A 17230-nucleotide genomic window follows, 5' to 3' on the forward strand; every position below is an offset into this window, starting at 1 on the left:
CGTTCCGAACCGGGAGTCACCCTCGGCGCTCGAACACGACGGCGGGGTACCGCGTGGCAGCGACGCCGGCGACGACCCCCTCGACGACGACGAGGAGCGCTCCGAGTGCGGCCAGCAGGACGACGACGAGACGACCGTACGTCTCGACGAGTCCGGGTGGGACCACCCCGCTCGTGGCGAGGACGTAGTTGAGCCCCCAGAAGGCGCTGTCCCTGGCCCGGGGGACCAGTCCGTACAAGGTCGCCCAGAGGGCCGGCGCGAAGACGAGGCCACCGACGACGCCGACGAGACCACCGTGGACGGCACCCCGTCGCCAGCCGTCCCCGGCGCGCTGGCCGGCCACGAACCCGCCGGGGAGTCCCATGCTCAGGAGGAGCACGACGCCCGTATCGAGGACGCCGGGCGCGAGGGGTACGAACAGACCGACCGCAACGGCGACGACCTCCACCGCACTTCCGAGGGCGACCGCCCGCCACTGGAGCGGACGGAGCGTACGTTCCCGGAGCGACATGGTCCCGCGTCGCTACCGGTCGCCGCCGACCCGGGCGGCCACGAACATCGTCAGGCCGACGACGAGGGCGACGACGACGAGCGACGGCGTGGGAACCGGCTCACCGTCTCCCGGACCCGCCGGCCCCGGCGTCGTCGTGTCCGCCGGGTCGACCTCGTCCGTCCCGGTCGGGGCGGCCACCTCGGTCGCCGTTCCCGGGGCAGCGGTCGGTTCTGAACCCGTCGCCGTCCCGGTGGTATCTCCAGTCCCGACCTGGGTCGACGTGGCAGTCGAGGACGTCCCGGTCGACGTGGACCGTTCGGTGGAAGTCGTCGCGGTCGGCCCGGTCGCAGTCCTCCCGGTCCCGTCCGTTGGCTGTCCGTCCGCCGTCTGCCGAACCGCGACGAAGATGCCGTCCCCGGTCACCGTCGCCGAGACCTCGTTCGACGCCTCGTCGACGGTCGCGCCCTCGACCTGCAGCCACGAACTGCCGTCGAAGCGCCAGAGTTCGACGGTCGACCCCTCACCACCGTAGGAGAGGGCGAGGTCGACCTGCGTCTGGACGCCGGTCACGTTTATCGCGCGGTCGGAAACCACGTCACCGGGCAGGTCACCGGGGAGTGCGTTCCTGTCGACCGTCCCGACCTCGACCGGTTGCTCGTCGAACGAGAGGGTCGCCGTCGACCCGACGTGCAGGCCGTCCGCGACCATGCCCCCCCGGCGCTGTGAGAGAACTGGCCCGTCGTTGTCACGGACGGTCACGTTCTGCAGGCGGTCCCCGTTCGCCGGAATCCCGAGGATGCCCGGCCCGCCGTTCGCCTCGGAGACGGCGTCTCGGACCGTGTTCTCGTAGCTGTCGGAGAACCGGATGCCGGCGTGGGCGTTGTTCGCCGCGTAGACGTCGGAGAGGCTGTTGTTCTCGACGTCGGTCGACAGGTAGATGCCCGCGGCGCGGCCGCCCGGTCCGTTGCCGGTCGCGCGAACGTCCCGGAAGACGTTGTCGTGAATCTCCTGGGCGAGGTACAGTCCCACCTCGTCGTTGTCGGCGACGGTGACGCCCCTGGCAGTGCTGTCGTGGGTCTCCCAGAGGTACATCCCGAACCTGTTCTCCGAGGCGGTGACGGCCACGAGTTCGGCACCCCCGACCTCGGTCAACGAGACGCCGACGTTCGCGTTGTTCCGGGCCTCGACGTTCCGGAGAGTGACCTCGGTCCCGATGCCGTTCATGTCGCCGACGACCACGCCGTCGTCCCAGTTCGTGACCCGGACGTCCCGGACGGTGACGTTCGAGAGGCTGTCCTCCCTGTCGACTTCCTCCCCGGCGGAGCCGTTGTACACGAAGACGCCGACGGAGTCGGACGCGCCCGCACCCGTCACCGCGTTGCCGTTCCCGTCGAGGACGACGTCGCTCGCCCGGACGTGGATGCAGATGCCGGCCTGGCCACCGGTGACGTCTGTCGTGAGTTCGTACCGACCGGGGTCCCGAATCACCTGGCAGGAGTCCAGTTCGGTGACGGTGTCGGTCGAGTCAGTCGGCTCGGTCGGGGTCTCCGTCGACGTGGGCGTCGTATCTGCTGTCGGTTCCGTCGGCGTCTCCGTCGACGTGGGCGTCGACTCGGTCGTCGTCTCTGCCTCCGGTCCCGCCGGCGCCTCCGTCGTGGTCGCCTCCGGTTCCTCCGTCGTCGTGGTCGTCGCTTCCGACGGCCCTGCCGTCGTCTCTGTCGTCTCGGCTCCCGACTGCACGACCGCCGGAGCGTGACCCTGCCCGACGGTTGCACGCGATTCCGCCGTCGTAACGGCGGCACTCGCCACCGGCGTCAGGAGTACGAGCACGAGGACGAGACCTACCCAGCGCCTGGAGGAGGACATGTAGTACATCAGTCCGTAGGCAGGTCGTAAACCGTTGCGTCCAGTTGGCGACGTTTGGTCACGTCGTCTCCCGGCGTCGCCATCGCCGTCGGCTCCGGGTCCCGACGGTGACGACCCCGCGTGAACGTGCGATGACCTCGGAACGGCGTCACGAACACCGTTCGAGCCCGTGGACGAGTGCCGTCACGAGGGCGTTCGCGGGGACGTCGACGTCCGCGTCCTCGGCCAGGTCGAGGACCACCCCGTTCAACTCGTCTATCTCGGTCCGTCGGCCCTGGGCAACGTCCTGTGCCATGCTCACCGTGTGGTCGCCGTGGGACCGGGCCATCGACGCGACGGTCTCCCGTCGCTCCGCGACGTCGACGTCGACCCCTTGGCTGGCGGCGACGTGGGCCGCCTCCGTCAGGAGTTGGGTGACCACGCCCGCCAGTGGGTCGGTCGTGAGCCGTCCGACGGGACAGCCAGTCAGCGTGAGGACGGGTGCCGTCGCCAGCACCAGGACGCCCTTCTCCCAGACGACCGGTCGGGGGTCGGCGACCGACTCGACGTCGAAGCCCGCGTCCGTCAGCGCGTCCCGAATCGCGGACCGGCCACGGGCAGTTCCGCCGCCGAACGTCGTCAGTCCCGCCGCGGTGTGGGTGACGGTCCCCGGTCCCGCCGCAGTCGCCGCCTCGTACGTGACTCCGCAGTAGGCCCGGTCGCGTCCGACCGCGTCGCGGAGGTGGTCGTCGGTCCGGAGGCCGTTCTGCACCGACAGCACCCGCGTGTCCGGTCCGATGCAGGCGGCGTGGTCGGCGAGTGCCGTCCCGGTCTGGTGTGCCCTGACGAGGACGAGGACCAGGTCGGCCGGCCCGACGTCGGAGGCGTCGGTCGTCGCGTCGACCGCGACCGTCAGCGGTGCTTCCCCGGGTCGTCGGACCGTCACCCCCTCGTTCGAGAGGACGCGGGCGACCTCCTCCCGGTGGTGGAGGAGCCAGACCTCGTGGTCGGCGGCGGCGAGTCGGCCGCCGAACAGACACCCGAGCGCCCCCGCACCGACGACGGCTATCTTCACGCTACCACGTTCCGGCCACCGCGAGAGACGGCTGTTCCACCGTCGGTCGAGACGGGTCGGGGCGGCGCTCTCCGACCCATCAGTCGTCGTCCGTCGGCCCGTTGCGCGATTCGTGCAGGGCGGCACAGACGCTGCCCTGGCCGCCGACGTTCACGTTCGCGGACCGTGCCCGGGCCTGGACCAGGTCGAACGCCCCGGGGTCGATGGGGTCGCCGTCGGGGTCGGCGAACAGCGGGTCGTCCGGGCCCGTCACGACGCCGGTCGCTCGCGCCTTCTCCAGGTAGTCGGCCAGGGGTTCGTCGTCGACCACGACGAACACGGACCCGTCGTGGAGCGAGACGGTCGACCGGTTCGCGTCGGGGTCGCGTTCGACCTGGGCACGGCTGAGGGCGGCTATCTGTTCCGGGTCCAGACCGGCGTCCTTCAGGGCCTCGACGGCGGTGTACTGGCGGGCGAGCCGCGCCTTCTCGTCGAGTTTGCGACGGACGGCGTCGACGCCGGCCTCGGAGTCGGGGAACGCGGCCGGGAACGGTCGCCGTTCGTTGACGCCCTCGGTTATCTCCTCGGCGTGCATGTGCTCGCGCAGGTCGACCGTCACGTCGGCGACGCCCGGGAGCGACCCGACCTCGTCCCGGATGCCGGTCGCCATCATCCACGCGAACGCCGGGGAGCACCACGCCGTCGGCAAGACGAACGAGACCCGGACGTGGCCGCCGTCGACCGCGACCGCCTCGACGTAGTCCAGTTCGACGATGGAGCGGTCCAGTTCGGGGTCGTCGACGCGGCGCAGTCGCTCGGTGATGGCGTCCCGGTCGGGGCCTCCCTCGACCGTGCCGTTCGGGTGGTCCGTCGACATGGGTCAGTCGGCCGCCGACGATTCGTACTGTGCACCGAGCCCGAACTCCTGGCTGAGCTGGTCGTCCTCGAACTGCGACTTCTTCGCCTCGATGTCGATGTCGTAGAGTTCCGCGGCGTTCTCCCCCATGAACTTCTTCTTTATCTCGGTCGTGAGTTCGACGCCGTACTCGTCGCGCTGGTCGGGGGTCAACTCGGCCTCCATCACCGTCGGGATGAGCCAGTCCGGTTCCCAGATGGCGTAGTCGGAGCCGAACAGGATGCGGTCCTCGCCGAGCCAGAACAGGAGTTCGCCGAGTATCTCGCCGAACTTCCGGGGCCGGTTCTGCGCGAGGGGTGCGGCGACAGCGAGGCCGCCGTACACGTTCGGCTCCTGGGCAGCGATCCAGCAGAAGTCGTCCAGTCGCGGGAGGCCGACGTGTTCCACGACGAAGTTGAGTTCGGGGAACGAGGTGGCCGCGTCGTCGACGTCGCCGACGTCGAAGGCGTCCTTGTTCAGCGGCCGAATCGTCGGCCCCTTGTGGGGATGGATGTTCTCGATGCCGAGTTCCGCACACTTCTCGAGGAACTCGAAGGACTCCTCGCTGTCGAGTCGCCAGCCCTTGGAATCGCCGCGCCACTCGGCGGTGTAGAGCTTCACCCCCTGCAGGTCGTACTCGTCGTCGAGGGCTTCGAGGTACTCGAGGCCCTCCTCGCCGTCGCGTGGGTCGAAGGCCCCGTTCAGCACGAACCGCTCGGGATACCGTTCGGCGAGTTCTGCGTTCTGTTCGGTCGTGTTGAACCCCTCGTCGTAGAAGTCCGAGAGGTACGTCGGCTGGAAGATGCCCATGTCGACGAACCCGTCGCGGAACAGGTCCTCGACCATCTTCTCCTGGCCGTACTTCCGGTACGTCTCCATGTCCCACTGCTCCTCCTCGGGCGTGAACGCCGTGTGGTAGTCGTAGAAGCACTGGATGAACTGTTCTCCCCCGTCGTGCGTGATGTTCTCCTCGCTGGCGTCCCAGAGGTGGACGTGGCTATCGATGACGAACACCTCTTCGCCGTCGTGTGTGTACATCGTGCATGTACAATGGTAACAATGGGCAATATCGGTTGTACCGATGATTATAGGCACGTCGCTTACTCTCCGGGCCAACGATGTGTTACCAGATAGCATGCAGGCAGCCAGACTTCACGAGTACACGGACGACATGAGTCACGCGCTCCAGATCGAGGACGTCGACCGGCCGGTGGCGACACAGCCGGACGACGTGGTCGTCGAGGTCTCGGGCGCAGGGTGGTGCCAGACGGACAACCACATCATCGAGGGGATGTGGGCCGAGTACGTCCCGCAGGAACTCCCGATGACGCTCGGGCACGAGAACGCGGGCGTCGTCGCCGAAACCGGTGCCCAGGTGTCTCTGGTGGACGTCGGCGACCCCGTCATCTGCCACCCGGTACAGACCTGCGGGACGTGCCGCCCCTGTCGGCTGGGGGAGGACATGTACTGCGAGAACAACGCGTTCAACGGCCTCACCACGGACGGCGGCTTCGCGGAGTACCTGCTCACGAACGAACGCGCCGTCATCCCACTCCCGGGGGGCGTCGACCCGACCGACATCGCACCCCACGCCGACGCCGGAATCACGGCGTACCACGCGGTCAAGAAGGCCGCGAGAGAGCTCAACCCCGGCGACCACGCGGTCGTCATCGGCATCGGCGGACTCGGCCACATCGGGCTCCAGTGCCTGAACGCGATGAGCGCCGCGACCATCACCGCGGTGGACGTCAAGGACGAGGCGCTCGACCTGGCGGCCGACCTCGGGGCACACTACACGGTCAATTCGGACGAGGAGGACCTGCGCCAGCGAGTCGCGGAACTGACCGACGAGACGGGCGCCGCCCAGGTGCTCGACTTCGTCGGTGCCGACGCCACGACCGGGTACGCACCCGACATCGTCGCCGCCGGGGGCGACCACCACGTCGTCGGCTACGGCGGGCACGTCCACCAGCCCGCCCAGGCGCTCGTCAACGGCGAGTTCTCCTACCGGGGGACGCTGGTCGGCAAGTACTCCGAACTCCAGGAACTCGTCGCGCTGGTCGACCGTGGCGACGTCGAACTGCGGACGTCGCGGTACGACCTCGACGACATCAACACGGTCGCCGAGCGACTCGAACACCGGGAGATAGAGGGCCGGGCCGTCATCACGCCGCCGTGACGAGGTGAGCGGTCACTGGTTCCGGCTGGACCCGTCGAACAGGCCGCCGAAGACCTTCTCCTGTGCGACCCGGACGTGCTGGCTGAAGGTCGGCTGGGCGATGCCGAGCGCGTCGGCACAGTCCGTCGCCGTACACGTCCTCGGCCAGGAGAAGTAGCCGGCACGATAGGCGGTCCGGAGCACCTCCGCCTGCTTCTCCGTGAGTCGGTCCAGCAGCGCCACCTGCACCCCCTGCTCGGTCTGGACGGGGAACGTCCCCCCGGAGTCGTGCCGCGCGACGAGGTCGGTGTGTGGGTGTCGCCGACGGAACGTCTCGACCACCTGTCGAACCTCGACGTGGGGCGGGACGCTGGCGACGACGCGACCGACGCCGTCCGCCGCCGTGACCGACTGCACGATGGCCCCCGCGTCGGCGAGCGTGGTCGTGACGCACGGTCCCGAGACCTCGAACTCGAACAGCACCCCGTCGACGCCACGGCTGACGAGTCTGGCGTCGGCGACGGTGTCCGCGTCGGCCGCCATCGACCGCACCCGGTCGGGGGCCGCGTCCTCGACCGTACAGTACTCCATCAGCTGTCCGTCCGACCGATTGACGAAGTGTTCGAGGCTCACTCGGCGCTCGACGGCGTCCGACGCCTCGACGAAGAAGCAGTCCCGGTCACGGACCCGAAACTCCACGTCGACTGGCGACTCGGTCGGCCGCGTGGTCGCGTCCATGTGTCATGGTACCACTGCACTCGTACTAACAGTTGTGTCGGTGGGCAGGGAGGCGGACGTGAGATTCGCGGTCACATCTCGACCGAGCGTCGCCAGTCCGGCCCATCGATACCCGGTCACGCTCGTTCGACTTCGACCTGTCCGAACTCGCCGACCACACGGGAACGGTACAGCGAGTTACGGGTCCCGGGCGCGGTCGAGGCTGACCACGAGAATGCCGAGTCCGACGACGCCGACGAGGGAACGGACGAGTCCTTCGATTCCTCGCTTGGTTCCGTCGTACGTGAAGCCATCCTGCCGGTAGTACCGACCGTCGTATTCCACGATGTGGTACTCGGACACCTCCCACTCGTTCCAGCCGGGAATCGGAGTGGTCGACCTGGCCTCGCCGCGGACGAGTAGCCGTCGGAACTCGGGGTGGAGACGGTCTGCGTCCAGCGAGGCGACCGAGAGCGCCTCTCGCGGTCCGAGCTGTTCGAGTTCGTGTGCGTACGAACCGTTGGCGAGTTCGGTCGCGGTCGCCAGGTAGTAGGTGCCACTGGTCGTGTCGTTCCTGAAGAACACGAGGTCGTACCGCCCGCGGACGTACTCGTCGCTGACGACCGGTCCATCGTCCCTGACGCGGCGCTCGAACGTGCAGGCCAGGGAGGCGTCGGTCTCGTCACAGGTGCGGACCTCGGGCGCGTGGGTCGCCCAACCGTAGACGAACACCTCGTCGTCCATGGTGACGCGCTCGACCTCGTACTGGTACTCGGGGTAGAACCCGTTCGGGAAGGCGAACACCGAGCCAGTCAGCAGGACCGTCCCCAGGACGACGCCGAGCAGGGCGTAGTCACGCTGACTCAACATATCCGCTAACTGGTATCTAGCAACATCAGTCTTTGGTCTCACGTGTGCGCTGACGTCAAGTCGGTCTGCAGCTGGTCGGACCGGTGACCCACTGCCGACCCGAACAGCCACCTGCGACGGTCCTAACACAGCAGCAGGTACAGCCAGTACGGGAGCTGGACGACGCCGTCGCCCAGGTCCGCGACCGGTTCGCGGCCCCGGACGGTGTCGCCGGCGAGGAGGAACCCGACGGGGGCGTCGTACGTCCGTTTGAACTCTCGCACGGCCGCAATCGAGTCCTCGCGGGCCCGCGACCGGTAGGCCAGCCCGATGGGGACCGGCGTGTCGTCCACCTCGAAGACGTAGTCCACCTCGCCGGCTCGGCCGCGCCAGTACTGGACCGACGGCGTGGCCTCGGTTCCCTGCATGGCGTTGACGCCGTAGGCGAACCGCATCGTGTGGTCGAACGCGGCCACGCGGGCGAGGTCGGCCTCGCGGTCGAAGTCGCTCCGGACGGTCGCGGCGTCGCCGTCGGCGAGGGCGGTCACCAGCCCGGTATCGCGGAGGTAGAGGCGCACCGACCGCGGGCGGCTGTTGTCGTACTCGGTGACGCCGGTCAACAGGTACAGTTGGCCGAGCGCGGGGAGGTAGCTGTCCGCGATGGTCCGCCGGTCGACGTCGAACAGGTCGACGAGCGCCTGGTACCGGAACGGTTCCGCAGCCCGGTTCCGGGCCGCCAGCGCACAGAGGCGCTCCAGGTCGGCGATGGTCTGTATCGACTCGAAGCCGGGGACCTCCTGGTACAGCGCGTCGCGGACGGTCTCGCGCAGCCGCGTGTAGTCGGCCGGGTCGAGGTCGGCGGCCGACTCGACGGCGCCGTCTCGCGCGTAGCTGATGGTGCCCCCCATCGCGAGGTAGTCGACGACCTGTGACTGGATGCGGCGCTCGACGGCCGCGACCTGTCCGTGCTTCCGTCGCAGTTCCGCGACGAGGGGGTCGACGTCGCCGCTCTGTATCGCGGCCGGGAGGCTGTTCTCGCCGACACGTATCGACGTCGGGCTGACGCGCGTCTCGCCCTCCTCGAGCTGGGGGTAGAGGGTGAAGAGGTAGTCGCGGAACTTCTCGGGGAGGATGGGCTGGACGTCGTAGTCCTCGTCGGGGACGCCGACGCCGTCGAGTTCGCGCTCGACCTGGACGCCGGCGCTCGCAGTCACGACGACGTGTCGGTCGGGGACGTTCTCGAGCAACTCCGCGACCGGGACGCCCCAGCCGTCGATGGTCGGCTTGTTCGGGTGTTCGATCCAGTGGACGTCGTCGAGCAGCAGGAAGTGGGGGGTATCGGTCTCGAGCCGGCCGAGGACGCGACTCTCGTAGTACCGGACCGCACGTCTGAGCTGTTCGTCCGACTGGAGCTGGTAGAGGGGGTCGGCGTCGAAGGGGAGGTAGAGGAACCGTTCCGGCTCGTCGCCGGCGTCGATGCGGTGGTGGACGAACTGGTGGAGGAGGGTCGTCTTCCCGACGCCACGGCGGCCGACGAGTCCGAGGAGGGGCTGGTCCTCGAACTGGCTCCCCTCGTCGTCGGGGCGGGCGAGGTGGTAGAAGTCGCTCTTCTGGCGGGCGGGGAGCGTGAACGCCTCCGTGCCGCGCTCCCACCACGGGTTGTGCTCGTGGAGGGCTCGGACCAGGGCATCACCGGCGTCGATGGACATCGTCTCGTTGGCGCAGCAACGAGAGCCGTCGCAATGATTGTTTCGACTACGTACACGACAGTCCGGGGGCGGTTATCGACCGGTAACCGGGGAGCCGACGTCCGACAGCGGCCGGTTTCTCTATAAAGACCATCCCGATGTCCCTTTCGTTCGGATAACGTACTACATCCTGCAACTAGTCGAAGGATTTATGTCGGTATGGGACAATCCGATGGATGGGGGAGTTGGGAAAGCCCCACCGCGGTGTATTTTTTCTCACACCGCGTCGGCGAGCTGGTCTGCACCGCCACCGAACACCCGTTGACTGCCCGGGGCACGGCAGTCGAGACAGAATTCATGGAAACGACACACGCGGACGTAACGGAGGGCCAGCGACTCGACGTGACGGTCGAGTTCATCTCGCGGCGGCCGATGGACTGTGCGGGAGAACGGGTCCGGCGATTGCTGGTCGTCGACCGGGCGGGGACGCCGTTCTCCGTCTTCGTCACGCCCGACGGCGACCCGTTGCTGGACCTGAAGACGGGCGAGACGTACCGGCTGTCGGGACTGCTCGGGGCCGGGCCCATCGATTCGGGCGAATCGGTCGCGGCCGACTGTCCCGACTGTGGGGGGACCATCCGGTCGGGACAGGTCATCGACGCGGCGGGCCCGGTCCTCGCGCAGGCGAAGGCCGAACTCGGCATCACCGAACCGGTCGGCATCGTGGACGACAGGACGTCCGTCCGCCTGGTCCGCCGGGAGGACGGCACCGTCGACGACTGGACGCCGATGCAGGACGGCGAGTCGGTGTACGCGCCCGACTACGTCTGCGAGTCCTGCGGGCGCCACCTCGACGCGTACGAACTCCGGGCGGGCCACGGGGCGGACCGCAGCCCCGACTCCGTCGAGCTACTGAACGCGTCACCGGCGCCCAGCGCGGACATGGCGATGGAGGAGTCGGTCGGCCTGGCGACGGGCGGGGCCAAGGACGCGGCCAACTTCCGCGAGAACGTCGCGAACGGCTACACGCCACAGCCCGAGGCGGTCAGCGACGAGGGACTGTTCTACGACTACCACTTCGAGACGGGGACCCGGACGGAACCCGACGCACTGTTCGCACCCCGCTACGCCGCCGCCGTGAGCGACCACCCGCTCACCGGGGAGACCGAACGCTACCTGTCCGTCGGGCTGGACTCGACGCTGTCCGTCGCGGACTTCGAGCGACCGCGCCTCGACCTCGTCGCCGTCCTCGACGTCTCCGGGTCGATGGACAGCCCGTTCGACGCGTACTACTACGACGAACACGGCCGGAAGCGCGAGGCCGAGTCCGATTCGACGACGAAGCTCGACGCGGCCACGCAGTCGCTGTGTGCGCTCACCGAGCAGCTCCGGGCGGACGACCGACTGGGCGTGGTCCTCTACAACCACCGCGCCCACGTCGCGAAGCCCCTCCGGGACGTCGCGACGACGGACATGCCCGCCATCCGCCGCCACGTCCGCGAAATCGCGGCGGGCGGGAGCACGAACGTGGCCGACGGCTTCGAGGCGGCCGTCGACATGCTCGTCGACGACGCGGCCGACCCGCAGGTCGAACGGCGCGTCGTCTTCATGACCGACATGATGCCGAACACGGGCGCGACGGGGGAGGACGAACTCGTCGGTCGCTTCGCCGACGCCGCGAGTCACGGGGTCCACACGACGTTCGTCGGGATGGGCCTCGACGCGAACGCCGAACTGGCCGACGCGCTGTCCGGCGTCCGCGGGGCGAACCACTACTTCGTCCACTCGGCGGCGGAGTTCGAGCGCAGACTGGGCGAGGAGTTCGACTACATGGTCACGCCGCTGGTGTACGACCTGGACCTCGAACTCGACGCCGACGGCTACGAGGTCGCGGCCGTCCACGGGTCACCGTCGGCCGACGCCGCGACCGACCGGCTCATGCACGTCGGGACGCTGTTCCCGTCGGCCAAGCAGGACGGGGAGGCGCGCGGTGGCGTCGTCCTCGTCCGGCTGGAACGGACGGGCCAGGACGCCGACCTCGAACTGGTCGCGTCGTGGACGGAACGGGACGGCGACGAGTACACGGAACGGGTGAACGTCGGGATGCCCGACGAGCCCGAGTCGTTCGCTCACGACGGCGTCCGGAAGGCCGTCACGCTGGCACGGTACGCCCGCGAACTCCGGGCGTGGGCGAGGGACGTCCACCAGCGTGCCGACTCGGCGTCGGGCGTCGACGACTGGTTGCTCCCGGACCAGCGCGGCCGGCACGAGCGCGAGTCCGTCCCCCTGGTCGTCCCCGACGAGTACGCAGAGCGGTTCGACCGCCTCCGGAGCTACCTCGAAGCCGAGGCGGAGGCGCTCGCCGACGAGACGCTCCAGCAGGAGGTGGAACTGCTCGGGACGCTGTGTCGGGAGGCACCCGCGTCGACCACGGAGGTGCGGGACTGATGCTCGTCTTCGCCTTCGACCGGGACTGGACGGTCGACGTGAACCCGCACCCGAACAGGGAGGCGGTCCCGCTGACGTGGGTCCGGCACCTCGCCCACGAGACCGACCACGCCGTCTACGCCATCGGCAACCAGTCGCTCGCCGAGGAGGCGGCCATCCCCGGCGTCGTCGACGTCGTCGGCCGCCACGCCGACGACTGGGACGACTGGCTCGGCGAGAAGGGGCCCGACGGTCGGTACGAGCGGTTCCCGACCCGGCGCGAGCGCCTGTCGCTCGTCGCCGACCTGCACCCCGACGCCGACGGCTACGTCGTCGTCGACGACCTCGACCTGGGCGACGTGGACGGCTGGGACCACTACCACGCCTGGGAGTTCGTCCCGGCGGTCGAACGGGGCGACGTCGACCCGTCGCTGCCGTGGGCCCGCGAACCCGTCACCGACGGCGGACTCCCGTCCTCTGCGGGAATCGTGCCGATGGACGCGTCGATGCTCTCGTCGTTCCTCGACGAGCACGGCGACGCGGCGGGGTTCGAACTCACCTACGTGGACGACGGGACCGAGCGAACGCGGCTGTGCCACAGCGTCTCGCTCGACGCGGTGCGGCTCGAACGGCCGTCGGTAGCGCCAGCCATCCAGTGTACACCGGTATCGCCCGGTGGCGACCGGTTCATCGTGCCACTCGACGACATCGAACTGCTCTCGGTCGTCGACCCGCCCCCCGACCGGTACACTGCCGACGCCGAGACGCCGGCCGAAACGGCAGCGGGGCTGAAGCGACTCGCCAGTGTCGACCCCGACGCGGTCCACATCCCGACGCTCCTCGGCCTGTTCGAGCACGAGGCCGACGGCCCCCTGGACACCCTGCAGCGGAACGCCCTGCGAGCGCTGCGCCACGTCGCGTTCGCACGACCGGAGGAGTGCACGCCCGCGGTTCCGGTCCTGCGGTCGGGGCTGGCGACCGGCACGTTCCAGTCCCCAGCGGACGCGCTGGTCGTGCTCCGGGCCATCGCCGATGCCGACCCGGGGGCGGTCGCACACCTCGCCGGCGAACTCGTCCCGTACCTCGACTCGAACAACGTCACGGCCCGTCGCGAGGCGACCCGGTGCATCGCCGCCGTCGCCGAGGAGTGGCCTGCCGACGCCGTCGACGCCGTCCCGGGGCTCGCGACCGTCGTCGAGGACGACGCCGACGGCCTGAAGTACGCGTTGTACGCGCTCTCCCGGGTCGCCCGGGAGTACCCCGAGGAGGTGAAACCCGTCGCCGAGACGCTCGCCGAGTCCATCCTCGACGAGTCGCTGTCCGACAGCGTTCGCCTGAACGCGACCAGCGCCCTCGGACAGGTCGTCGACGAGTACCCGGGCGTCGCGGTGGACATCGTCGACGACGTGGTGCCCCTGTTCGACGCCGACGACCACAAACTCCGGAACAACGCCATCGCGCTCCTCGCCGACGTCGCCGTCGTCCACACCGACGTCGTCGAACCGTACGCCGACGAGATAGCCGCGTTGCTGACGGCCGACGACGACTACACGCGCATCAACGCCAGCGGGACGCTCAGCCGGGTGGCCGAGGACTTCCCGGCGTCGGTCGAACACGCGATTCCGACGTTCCTCGACCTGCTCTCGGACGACGAACCGCTCGTCCGCGAGAACGCCTGCTGGGCGCTCGGCCACCTGCGAGCGCCCGAGGCGACGGCGAACCTGAAGGAACGGGCACGGCAGGACGAGACGGTCGAGGTACGGACCAGAGCAGCGTGGGCGCTCGCCCGGATCGAACGATGCTAACGACAGAGAGCGCACGGGGATGTCTCCTCGGACTGGCCTGCGGAGACGCCCTCGGCCGACCCGTCGAGTTCAGGTCGGCCGACGCCATCGCCGCCGAACACGGCCGACTGACCGACATGGGCGGCGACGGGACCTGGGGACAACCGGCCGGGACGATAACCGACGACACGGAGCAGGCGCTGTGCATCGCACGGAGCCTCGTCGAACGGGGGGCGTTCGACCCGGCCGACGTCGCCGACCGGTTCGTCGGGTGGTACGACACCGGCCCCTTCGACATCGGGACCATGACTCGCAAGTCTCTCCAGGCGCTGAAGCGCGGGCAAGCCTGGGACGAGGCCGGCCAGCAGGTCTGGCGAGAGAGCGCGGAGGGGAGCAACGCCGGGAACGGGAGCGTGATGCGGTGCCCGCCGCTCGCCCTGGCGTACCCCACCGACCTGGAGACGCTGGTGCAGGTGAGTCGGCAGTCCTCGACGATAACCCACGCCGACCCGCGCTGCACCCACGGCTGTGCCGTCCTGAACCTGACCATCGCGGGGTTCCTCCGCGACGAGTCCGACCCACTCTCGACGGCGCTGGCTCGCGTCCGGTCCGACGCTCCCGACGAACTCGTGACCGCACTCGACCCTCTCGCTCGCAGGGAGGACGTCGGGTCGCTGTCGACGTCGGGCTACGTCGTCCACTCGCTCCAGACCGCGCTGCACGACGCCCTCTCGGCCGACAGCGCCGAGGAGGCGATAGTCACGGCCGTCAACCGCGGCGGCGACGCGGACACCATCGGTGCCATCGCCGGTGCCGTCGCCGGGGCCCGGTTCGGCGTGGACGACCTGCCGGACCGCTGGCTCTCGGCGATAGACGAGCGGCGGGAACTAGAGGAACTCGCGACGCAGTTGCTGAACGGGTGAGAGAGTGCCCGTTCTGATTCTCGACCCCGAACCGCTCGGGAGAATATCTACCCAGAGCGGGGCGTCCTGCCAATCTTTATCCCACCGCCCTCCGTCGATTGTCACATGGTTTCAGTGTGGGTGACGGCGATGAGCACACACGTCGAATCGGTGGTGAATCCCCTCGTCGCGGCCTGCGACGAGGGATACGTTCCGGACGTCGTCCATCTGTTGAGCAATCCCGGCGTCGAGCCGTATCTCGACGCGGTCACCTCGCTCATTGCGGTGACGACCGAGGCGTACGGGAACAGCGCGGCGACGGTCAACGTCACCGAACTCGCGGACGAGACGGACTTCCGGGGCATCATCGACCACATCCGAGAGCCCATCGCGGCAGCGACCGAGACGGACACGGTCGCAGTCGACGTCACGCCTGGACGCAAGTTCATGTCGGCAATCGCGTTCCAGGCGGGGATTCGATTCGCGGCGGACCACGTGTTCTACCTGCACCTCGATTCGGACGAGTACTTCGGTGCCGTGCTCCCCGACATCCCCCGGACCGCGGCCGAACTCGTCGACTTCTCGGAGGTGTTCTGATGAAGGTTCCACGGTCCCACCTCGTCCCCCTGTTGAACGCACTGCACCGGACCGGGACCGACAGGATCGCCGTCTCCCACCCGGCAGACGTCGTCGGCGAACTGCTCGAGATTCGGCTCGACGCCCCCGACGAGACCGAGGTGCGGTTGACGAAGGACGTCGACGACTACCAGGCGACGCGAGAGCGGGTCTTCCGGGACTGCGACGAGAGCGCCTACGAGGACCTCCCCGACCACTCGACCTACGTGCGGGCGCTGACCGCCGCCGGCCTGGTTCCGCCGACGAACCAGGACGACCTCGAGGGGTACCTCGACCGCCACGGTTACCGGGACCTCGAACACGGTCACCCGCCGCTCGTCCTCGGCATCGACGCCAACGTGTTCCCCTGGGAACTCCCGAGCGTCCTCGGGTTCGACCACAGGACGGGGCGGAAAGACGACAGTGGCCGTCGGGCGACGAACGGCTACGCCCTCGCGACGGGCGTCAAGGAGGAACTCGACTGGTACTTCAAACACTACGACACCAGCTCCCTCGAAGCGGCCTTCGGGCCCGAGTTCGAGCGACTGTCCGACCAGCCTGCCGGGTCGAACCGGGAGGGCTTCCTCGGCCTGTACGCGTACCGCAAACTCATGGCCACGCGGAACGTCGACGAGGTCGAGACGGGCACCGGGGACGAGAGCATCGTCGACGGCTACGCGACCTACGAGGCGGAGTCACGGAAGACGCCGCTGCTCCTCAGCAACGACTACGGCTTCGTCGACGACGCCCACGACGCGGGACTGCTCGCCCACCACGTCCAGTTCGCGCCCGTGGTACCGCGGACGGTCGAGGCGAACTGGCGCGAGGTGGCCGACCTGCTCTACTTCCTGAGCGTGCTCTTCGGCGTCCTCGTGCTCCCGAAGGTGACGATCTACGGCGTCTGGAACGGGAAGTCGGGACTCGACTGGCAGCAGGAACTGCTCGAGGTCGACTGTCGGAGTCCGAAGATAGAGCCGCTGGTCGACCGCCAGTTGCAGATCGTGACGGCGTACGAGGGTCGAACGACGAGTTGACGAGCGACACGGGTAACGCGAGAAATCCCGTTCGGCCTGCGCTCCGATGCTCGCACGCGGCCCTGGAAGGGGATTCACTGGCGATACTGTACAAACGTCTCCGGATGCTCTCCGAGCAATGGCTCGAGGAGGGACGCACCGAGTTGCCTCGGACCGGTGAAACGGTTCTTTGTCCTTGCCTCACGTACTTACCCACGACACGCTAGTGGACTGATATGAACCGCCGGAGATTCCTCGCTGCTGCAGGCGGGTGGACCCTCGCCCTCCCCGGATGCCTCGGTCAGGCGGCGCCGTCGAACCAGTCGACGACCGCCACGCCGTCCTCGACGACCTCCGCACTGACGGGAACCGGATCGTACGTCGAGGTTCCGACGTGCCCCGAGAGACCGGACTCGTTCACCAGCGAGTCTGCGCTCGCGTTTGCCATCGAGTTCGAGGAGGCAATCGTCGAGCGGGACGTGCTCCAGCGCTACGAGCGAGTCGTCTCCATCGACGTGGACACGGTCGACGTACTGGTGGAGGAGAGTGCGACTCGAACGGACGGGGGGTGGCTGGTACGGTTCGCGGTCCGGGGGCCGGCGTACCGCTACTACCCTGACCCGAACGCGACGGAGACTCGCCACTCCGACCCACCGGTGTACGCGGCGAACTACTTCATCACCGACCAGACCGTTCTCCGGGCGCAGGCCATCGAGGCCGTCGACCCCCGAGAGAACGGGGTCGAGGTGAGTTGCCCGCGCGCCGAACTGGAGTGATCCCGACGCGGGGA

The 17230-nt window shown here is 68.8% G+C and carries 15 protein-coding genes; 7 read left to right on the top strand and 8 right to left on the bottom strand.

Features of this window, described 5'->3' with window-relative positions:
- Window positions 1-16: 16 nt before the first annotated feature.
- The 5 genes from ACSC1W_RS15685 to ACSC1W_RS15705 form a co-directional block, all read right to left on the bottom strand.
- Window positions 17-511 carry a hypothetical protein gene (locus tag ACSC1W_RS15685; RefSeq protein WP_435348514.1) on the bottom strand — a complete coding sequence of 165 codons (495 nt, stop codon included), beginning with the start codon at window positions 509-511 and terminating at the stop codon, window positions 17-19.
- Window positions 512-523: 12 nt separating this feature from the next.
- Window positions 524-2359: a right-handed parallel beta-helix repeat-containing protein gene (locus ACSC1W_RS15690; RefSeq protein ID WP_435348515.1), complete on the bottom strand. Its 1836-nt coding sequence runs from the start codon at window positions 2357-2359 to the stop codon at window positions 524-526.
- Window positions 2360-2507: 148 nt separating this feature from the next.
- On the bottom strand, window positions 2508-3413 hold the full coding sequence (locus tag ACSC1W_RS15695) for a ketopantoate reductase family protein (protein WP_435348516.1): 906 nt from the start codon (window positions 3411-3413) through the stop codon (window positions 2508-2510).
- A gap of 79 nt (window positions 3414-3492) precedes the next feature.
- Window positions 3493-4269, bottom strand: coding sequence for an iron-sulfur cluster assembly protein (locus ACSC1W_RS15700; RefSeq protein ID WP_435348517.1), 777 nt, complete (start codon window positions 4267-4269; stop codon window positions 3493-3495).
- A 3-nt stretch (window positions 4270-4272) separates the two neighbouring features.
- Window positions 4273-5325: an amidohydrolase family protein gene (locus ACSC1W_RS15705; RefSeq protein WP_435348518.1), complete on the bottom strand. Its 1053-nt coding sequence runs from the start codon at window positions 5323-5325 to the stop codon at window positions 4273-4275.
- A 97-nt stretch (window positions 5326-5422) separates the two neighbouring features.
- Here ACSC1W_RS15705 and ACSC1W_RS15710 point away from each other — a divergent pair, with 97 nt between their 5' ends.
- Window positions 5423-6466, top strand: coding sequence for an NAD(P)-dependent alcohol dehydrogenase (locus tag ACSC1W_RS15710; protein ID WP_435348519.1), 1044 nt, complete (start codon window positions 5423-5425; stop codon window positions 6464-6466).
- Window positions 6467-6478: 12 nt separating this feature from the next.
- Here the strand turns inward: ACSC1W_RS15710 and ACSC1W_RS15715 are convergent, their stop codons facing one another.
- The 3 genes from ACSC1W_RS15715 to ACSC1W_RS15725 all read right to left on the bottom strand — a co-directional run bounded on the left by ACSC1W_RS15715 (window position 6479) and on the right by ACSC1W_RS15725 (window position 9720).
- Window positions 6479-7183 (bottom strand): helix-turn-helix domain-containing protein, encoded by a 705-nt coding sequence (locus ACSC1W_RS15715; protein ID WP_435348520.1) that lies wholly within the window; start codon window positions 7181-7183, stop codon window positions 6479-6481.
- Window positions 7184-7360: 177 nt separating this feature from the next.
- On the bottom strand, window positions 7361-8032 hold the full coding sequence (locus ACSC1W_RS15720) for a hypothetical protein (RefSeq protein ID WP_435348521.1): 672 nt from the start codon (window positions 8030-8032) through the stop codon (window positions 7361-7363).
- Between the two features lie 122 nt (window positions 8033-8154).
- Entirely contained in the window at window positions 8155-9720 is a 1566-nt protein-coding gene (locus ACSC1W_RS15725; protein ID WP_435348522.1) for an ATP-binding protein, read from the bottom strand.
- A gap of 336 nt (window positions 9721-10056) precedes the next feature.
- Here ACSC1W_RS15725 and ACSC1W_RS15730 point away from each other — a divergent pair, with 336 nt between their 5' ends.
- The 6 genes from ACSC1W_RS15730 to ACSC1W_RS15755 all read left to right on the top strand — a co-directional run bounded on the left by ACSC1W_RS15730 (window position 10057) and on the right by ACSC1W_RS15755 (window position 17216).
- Window positions 10057-12147, top strand: a complete 2091-nt coding sequence (locus ACSC1W_RS15730) for a vWA domain-containing protein (protein ID WP_435348523.1) — start codon at window positions 10057-10059, stop codon at window positions 12145-12147.
- Window positions 12147-13931: a HEAT repeat domain-containing protein gene (locus ACSC1W_RS15735; protein WP_435348524.1), complete on the top strand. Its 1785-nt coding sequence runs from the start codon at window positions 12147-12149 to the stop codon at window positions 13929-13931. The genes ACSC1W_RS15730 and ACSC1W_RS15735 overlap by 1 nt, the downstream gene beginning before the upstream one ends.
- Window positions 13925-14833: an ADP-ribosylglycohydrolase family protein gene (locus ACSC1W_RS15740; RefSeq protein ID WP_435348525.1), complete on the top strand. Its 909-nt coding sequence runs from the start codon at window positions 13925-13927 to the stop codon at window positions 14831-14833. Before ACSC1W_RS15735 ends, ACSC1W_RS15740 begins: the two co-directional genes overlap by 7 nt.
- 105 nt (window positions 14834-14938) lie before the next feature.
- Complete coding sequence (locus tag ACSC1W_RS15745) at window positions 14939-15409, top strand: PDDEXK family nuclease (RefSeq protein ID WP_435348527.1); 471 nt, start codon at window positions 14939-14941, stop codon at window positions 15407-15409.
- Window positions 15409-16461 (top strand): hypothetical protein, encoded by a 1053-nt coding sequence (locus ACSC1W_RS15750; protein ID WP_435348528.1) that lies wholly within the window; start codon window positions 15409-15411, stop codon window positions 16459-16461. The genes ACSC1W_RS15745 and ACSC1W_RS15750 overlap by 1 nt, the downstream gene beginning before the upstream one ends.
- A gap of 215 nt (window positions 16462-16676) precedes the next feature.
- On the top strand, window positions 16677-17216 hold the full coding sequence (locus tag ACSC1W_RS15755; protein ID WP_435348529.1) for a hypothetical protein: 540 nt from the start codon (window positions 16677-16679) through the stop codon (window positions 17214-17216).
- Window positions 17217-17230 lie beyond the last annotated feature (14 nt).

The organism is Haloarchaeobius marinus (assembly GCF_051207415.1).
GTDB lineage: Archaea > Halobacteriota > Halobacteria > Halobacteriales > Natrialbaceae > Haloarchaeobius.

Bases quoted from the DNA above. Each gene is read 5' to 3' on its own strand.
- ACSC1W_RS15735 (WP_435348524.1), top strand. From the start codon at position 12,147: ATGCTCGTCTTCGCCTTCGACCGGGACTGGACGGTCGACGTGAACCCG.
- ACSC1W_RS15690 (WP_435348515.1), bottom strand. From the start codon at position 2,359: ATGTCCTCCTCCAGGCGCTGGGTAGGTCTCGTCCTCGTGCTCGTACTC.
- ACSC1W_RS15750 (WP_435348528.1), top strand. From the start codon at position 15,409: ATGAAGGTTCCACGGTCCCACCTCGTCCCCCTGTTGAACGCACTGCAC.
- ACSC1W_RS15725 (WP_435348522.1), bottom strand. From the start codon at position 9,720: ATGTCCATCGACGCCGGTGATGCCCTGGTCCGAGCCCTCCACGAGCAC.
- ACSC1W_RS15730 (WP_435348523.1), top strand. From the start codon at position 10,057: ATGGAAACGACACACGCGGACGTAACGGAGGGCCAGCGACTCGACGTG.
- ACSC1W_RS15740 (WP_435348525.1), top strand. From the start codon at position 13,925: ATGCTAACGACAGAGAGCGCACGGGGATGTCTCCTCGGACTGGCCTGC.
- ACSC1W_RS15685 (WP_435348514.1), bottom strand. From the start codon at position 511: ATGTCGCTCCGGGAACGTACGCTCCGTCCGCTCCAGTGGCGGGCGGTC.
- ACSC1W_RS15720 (WP_435348521.1), bottom strand. From the start codon at position 8,032: ATGTTGAGTCAGCGTGACTACGCCCTGCTCGGCGTCGTCCTGGGGACG.
- ACSC1W_RS15715 (WP_435348520.1), bottom strand. From the start codon at position 7,183: ATGGACGCGACCACGCGGCCGACCGAGTCGCCAGTCGACGTGGAGTTT.
- ACSC1W_RS15710 (WP_435348519.1), top strand. From the start codon at position 5,423: ATGCAGGCAGCCAGACTTCACGAGTACACGGACGACATGAGTCACGCG.
- ACSC1W_RS15705 (WP_435348518.1), bottom strand. From the start codon at position 5,325: ATGTACACACACGACGGCGAAGAGGTGTTCGTCATCGATAGCCACGTC.
- ACSC1W_RS15745 (WP_435348527.1), top strand. From the start codon at position 14,939: ATGGTTTCAGTGTGGGTGACGGCGATGAGCACACACGTCGAATCGGTG.
- ACSC1W_RS15700 (WP_435348517.1), bottom strand. From the start codon at position 4,269: ATGTCGACGGACCACCCGAACGGCACGGTCGAGGGAGGCCCCGACCGG.
- ACSC1W_RS15755 (WP_435348529.1), top strand. From the start codon at position 16,677: ATGAACCGCCGGAGATTCCTCGCTGCTGCAGGCGGGTGGACCCTCGCC.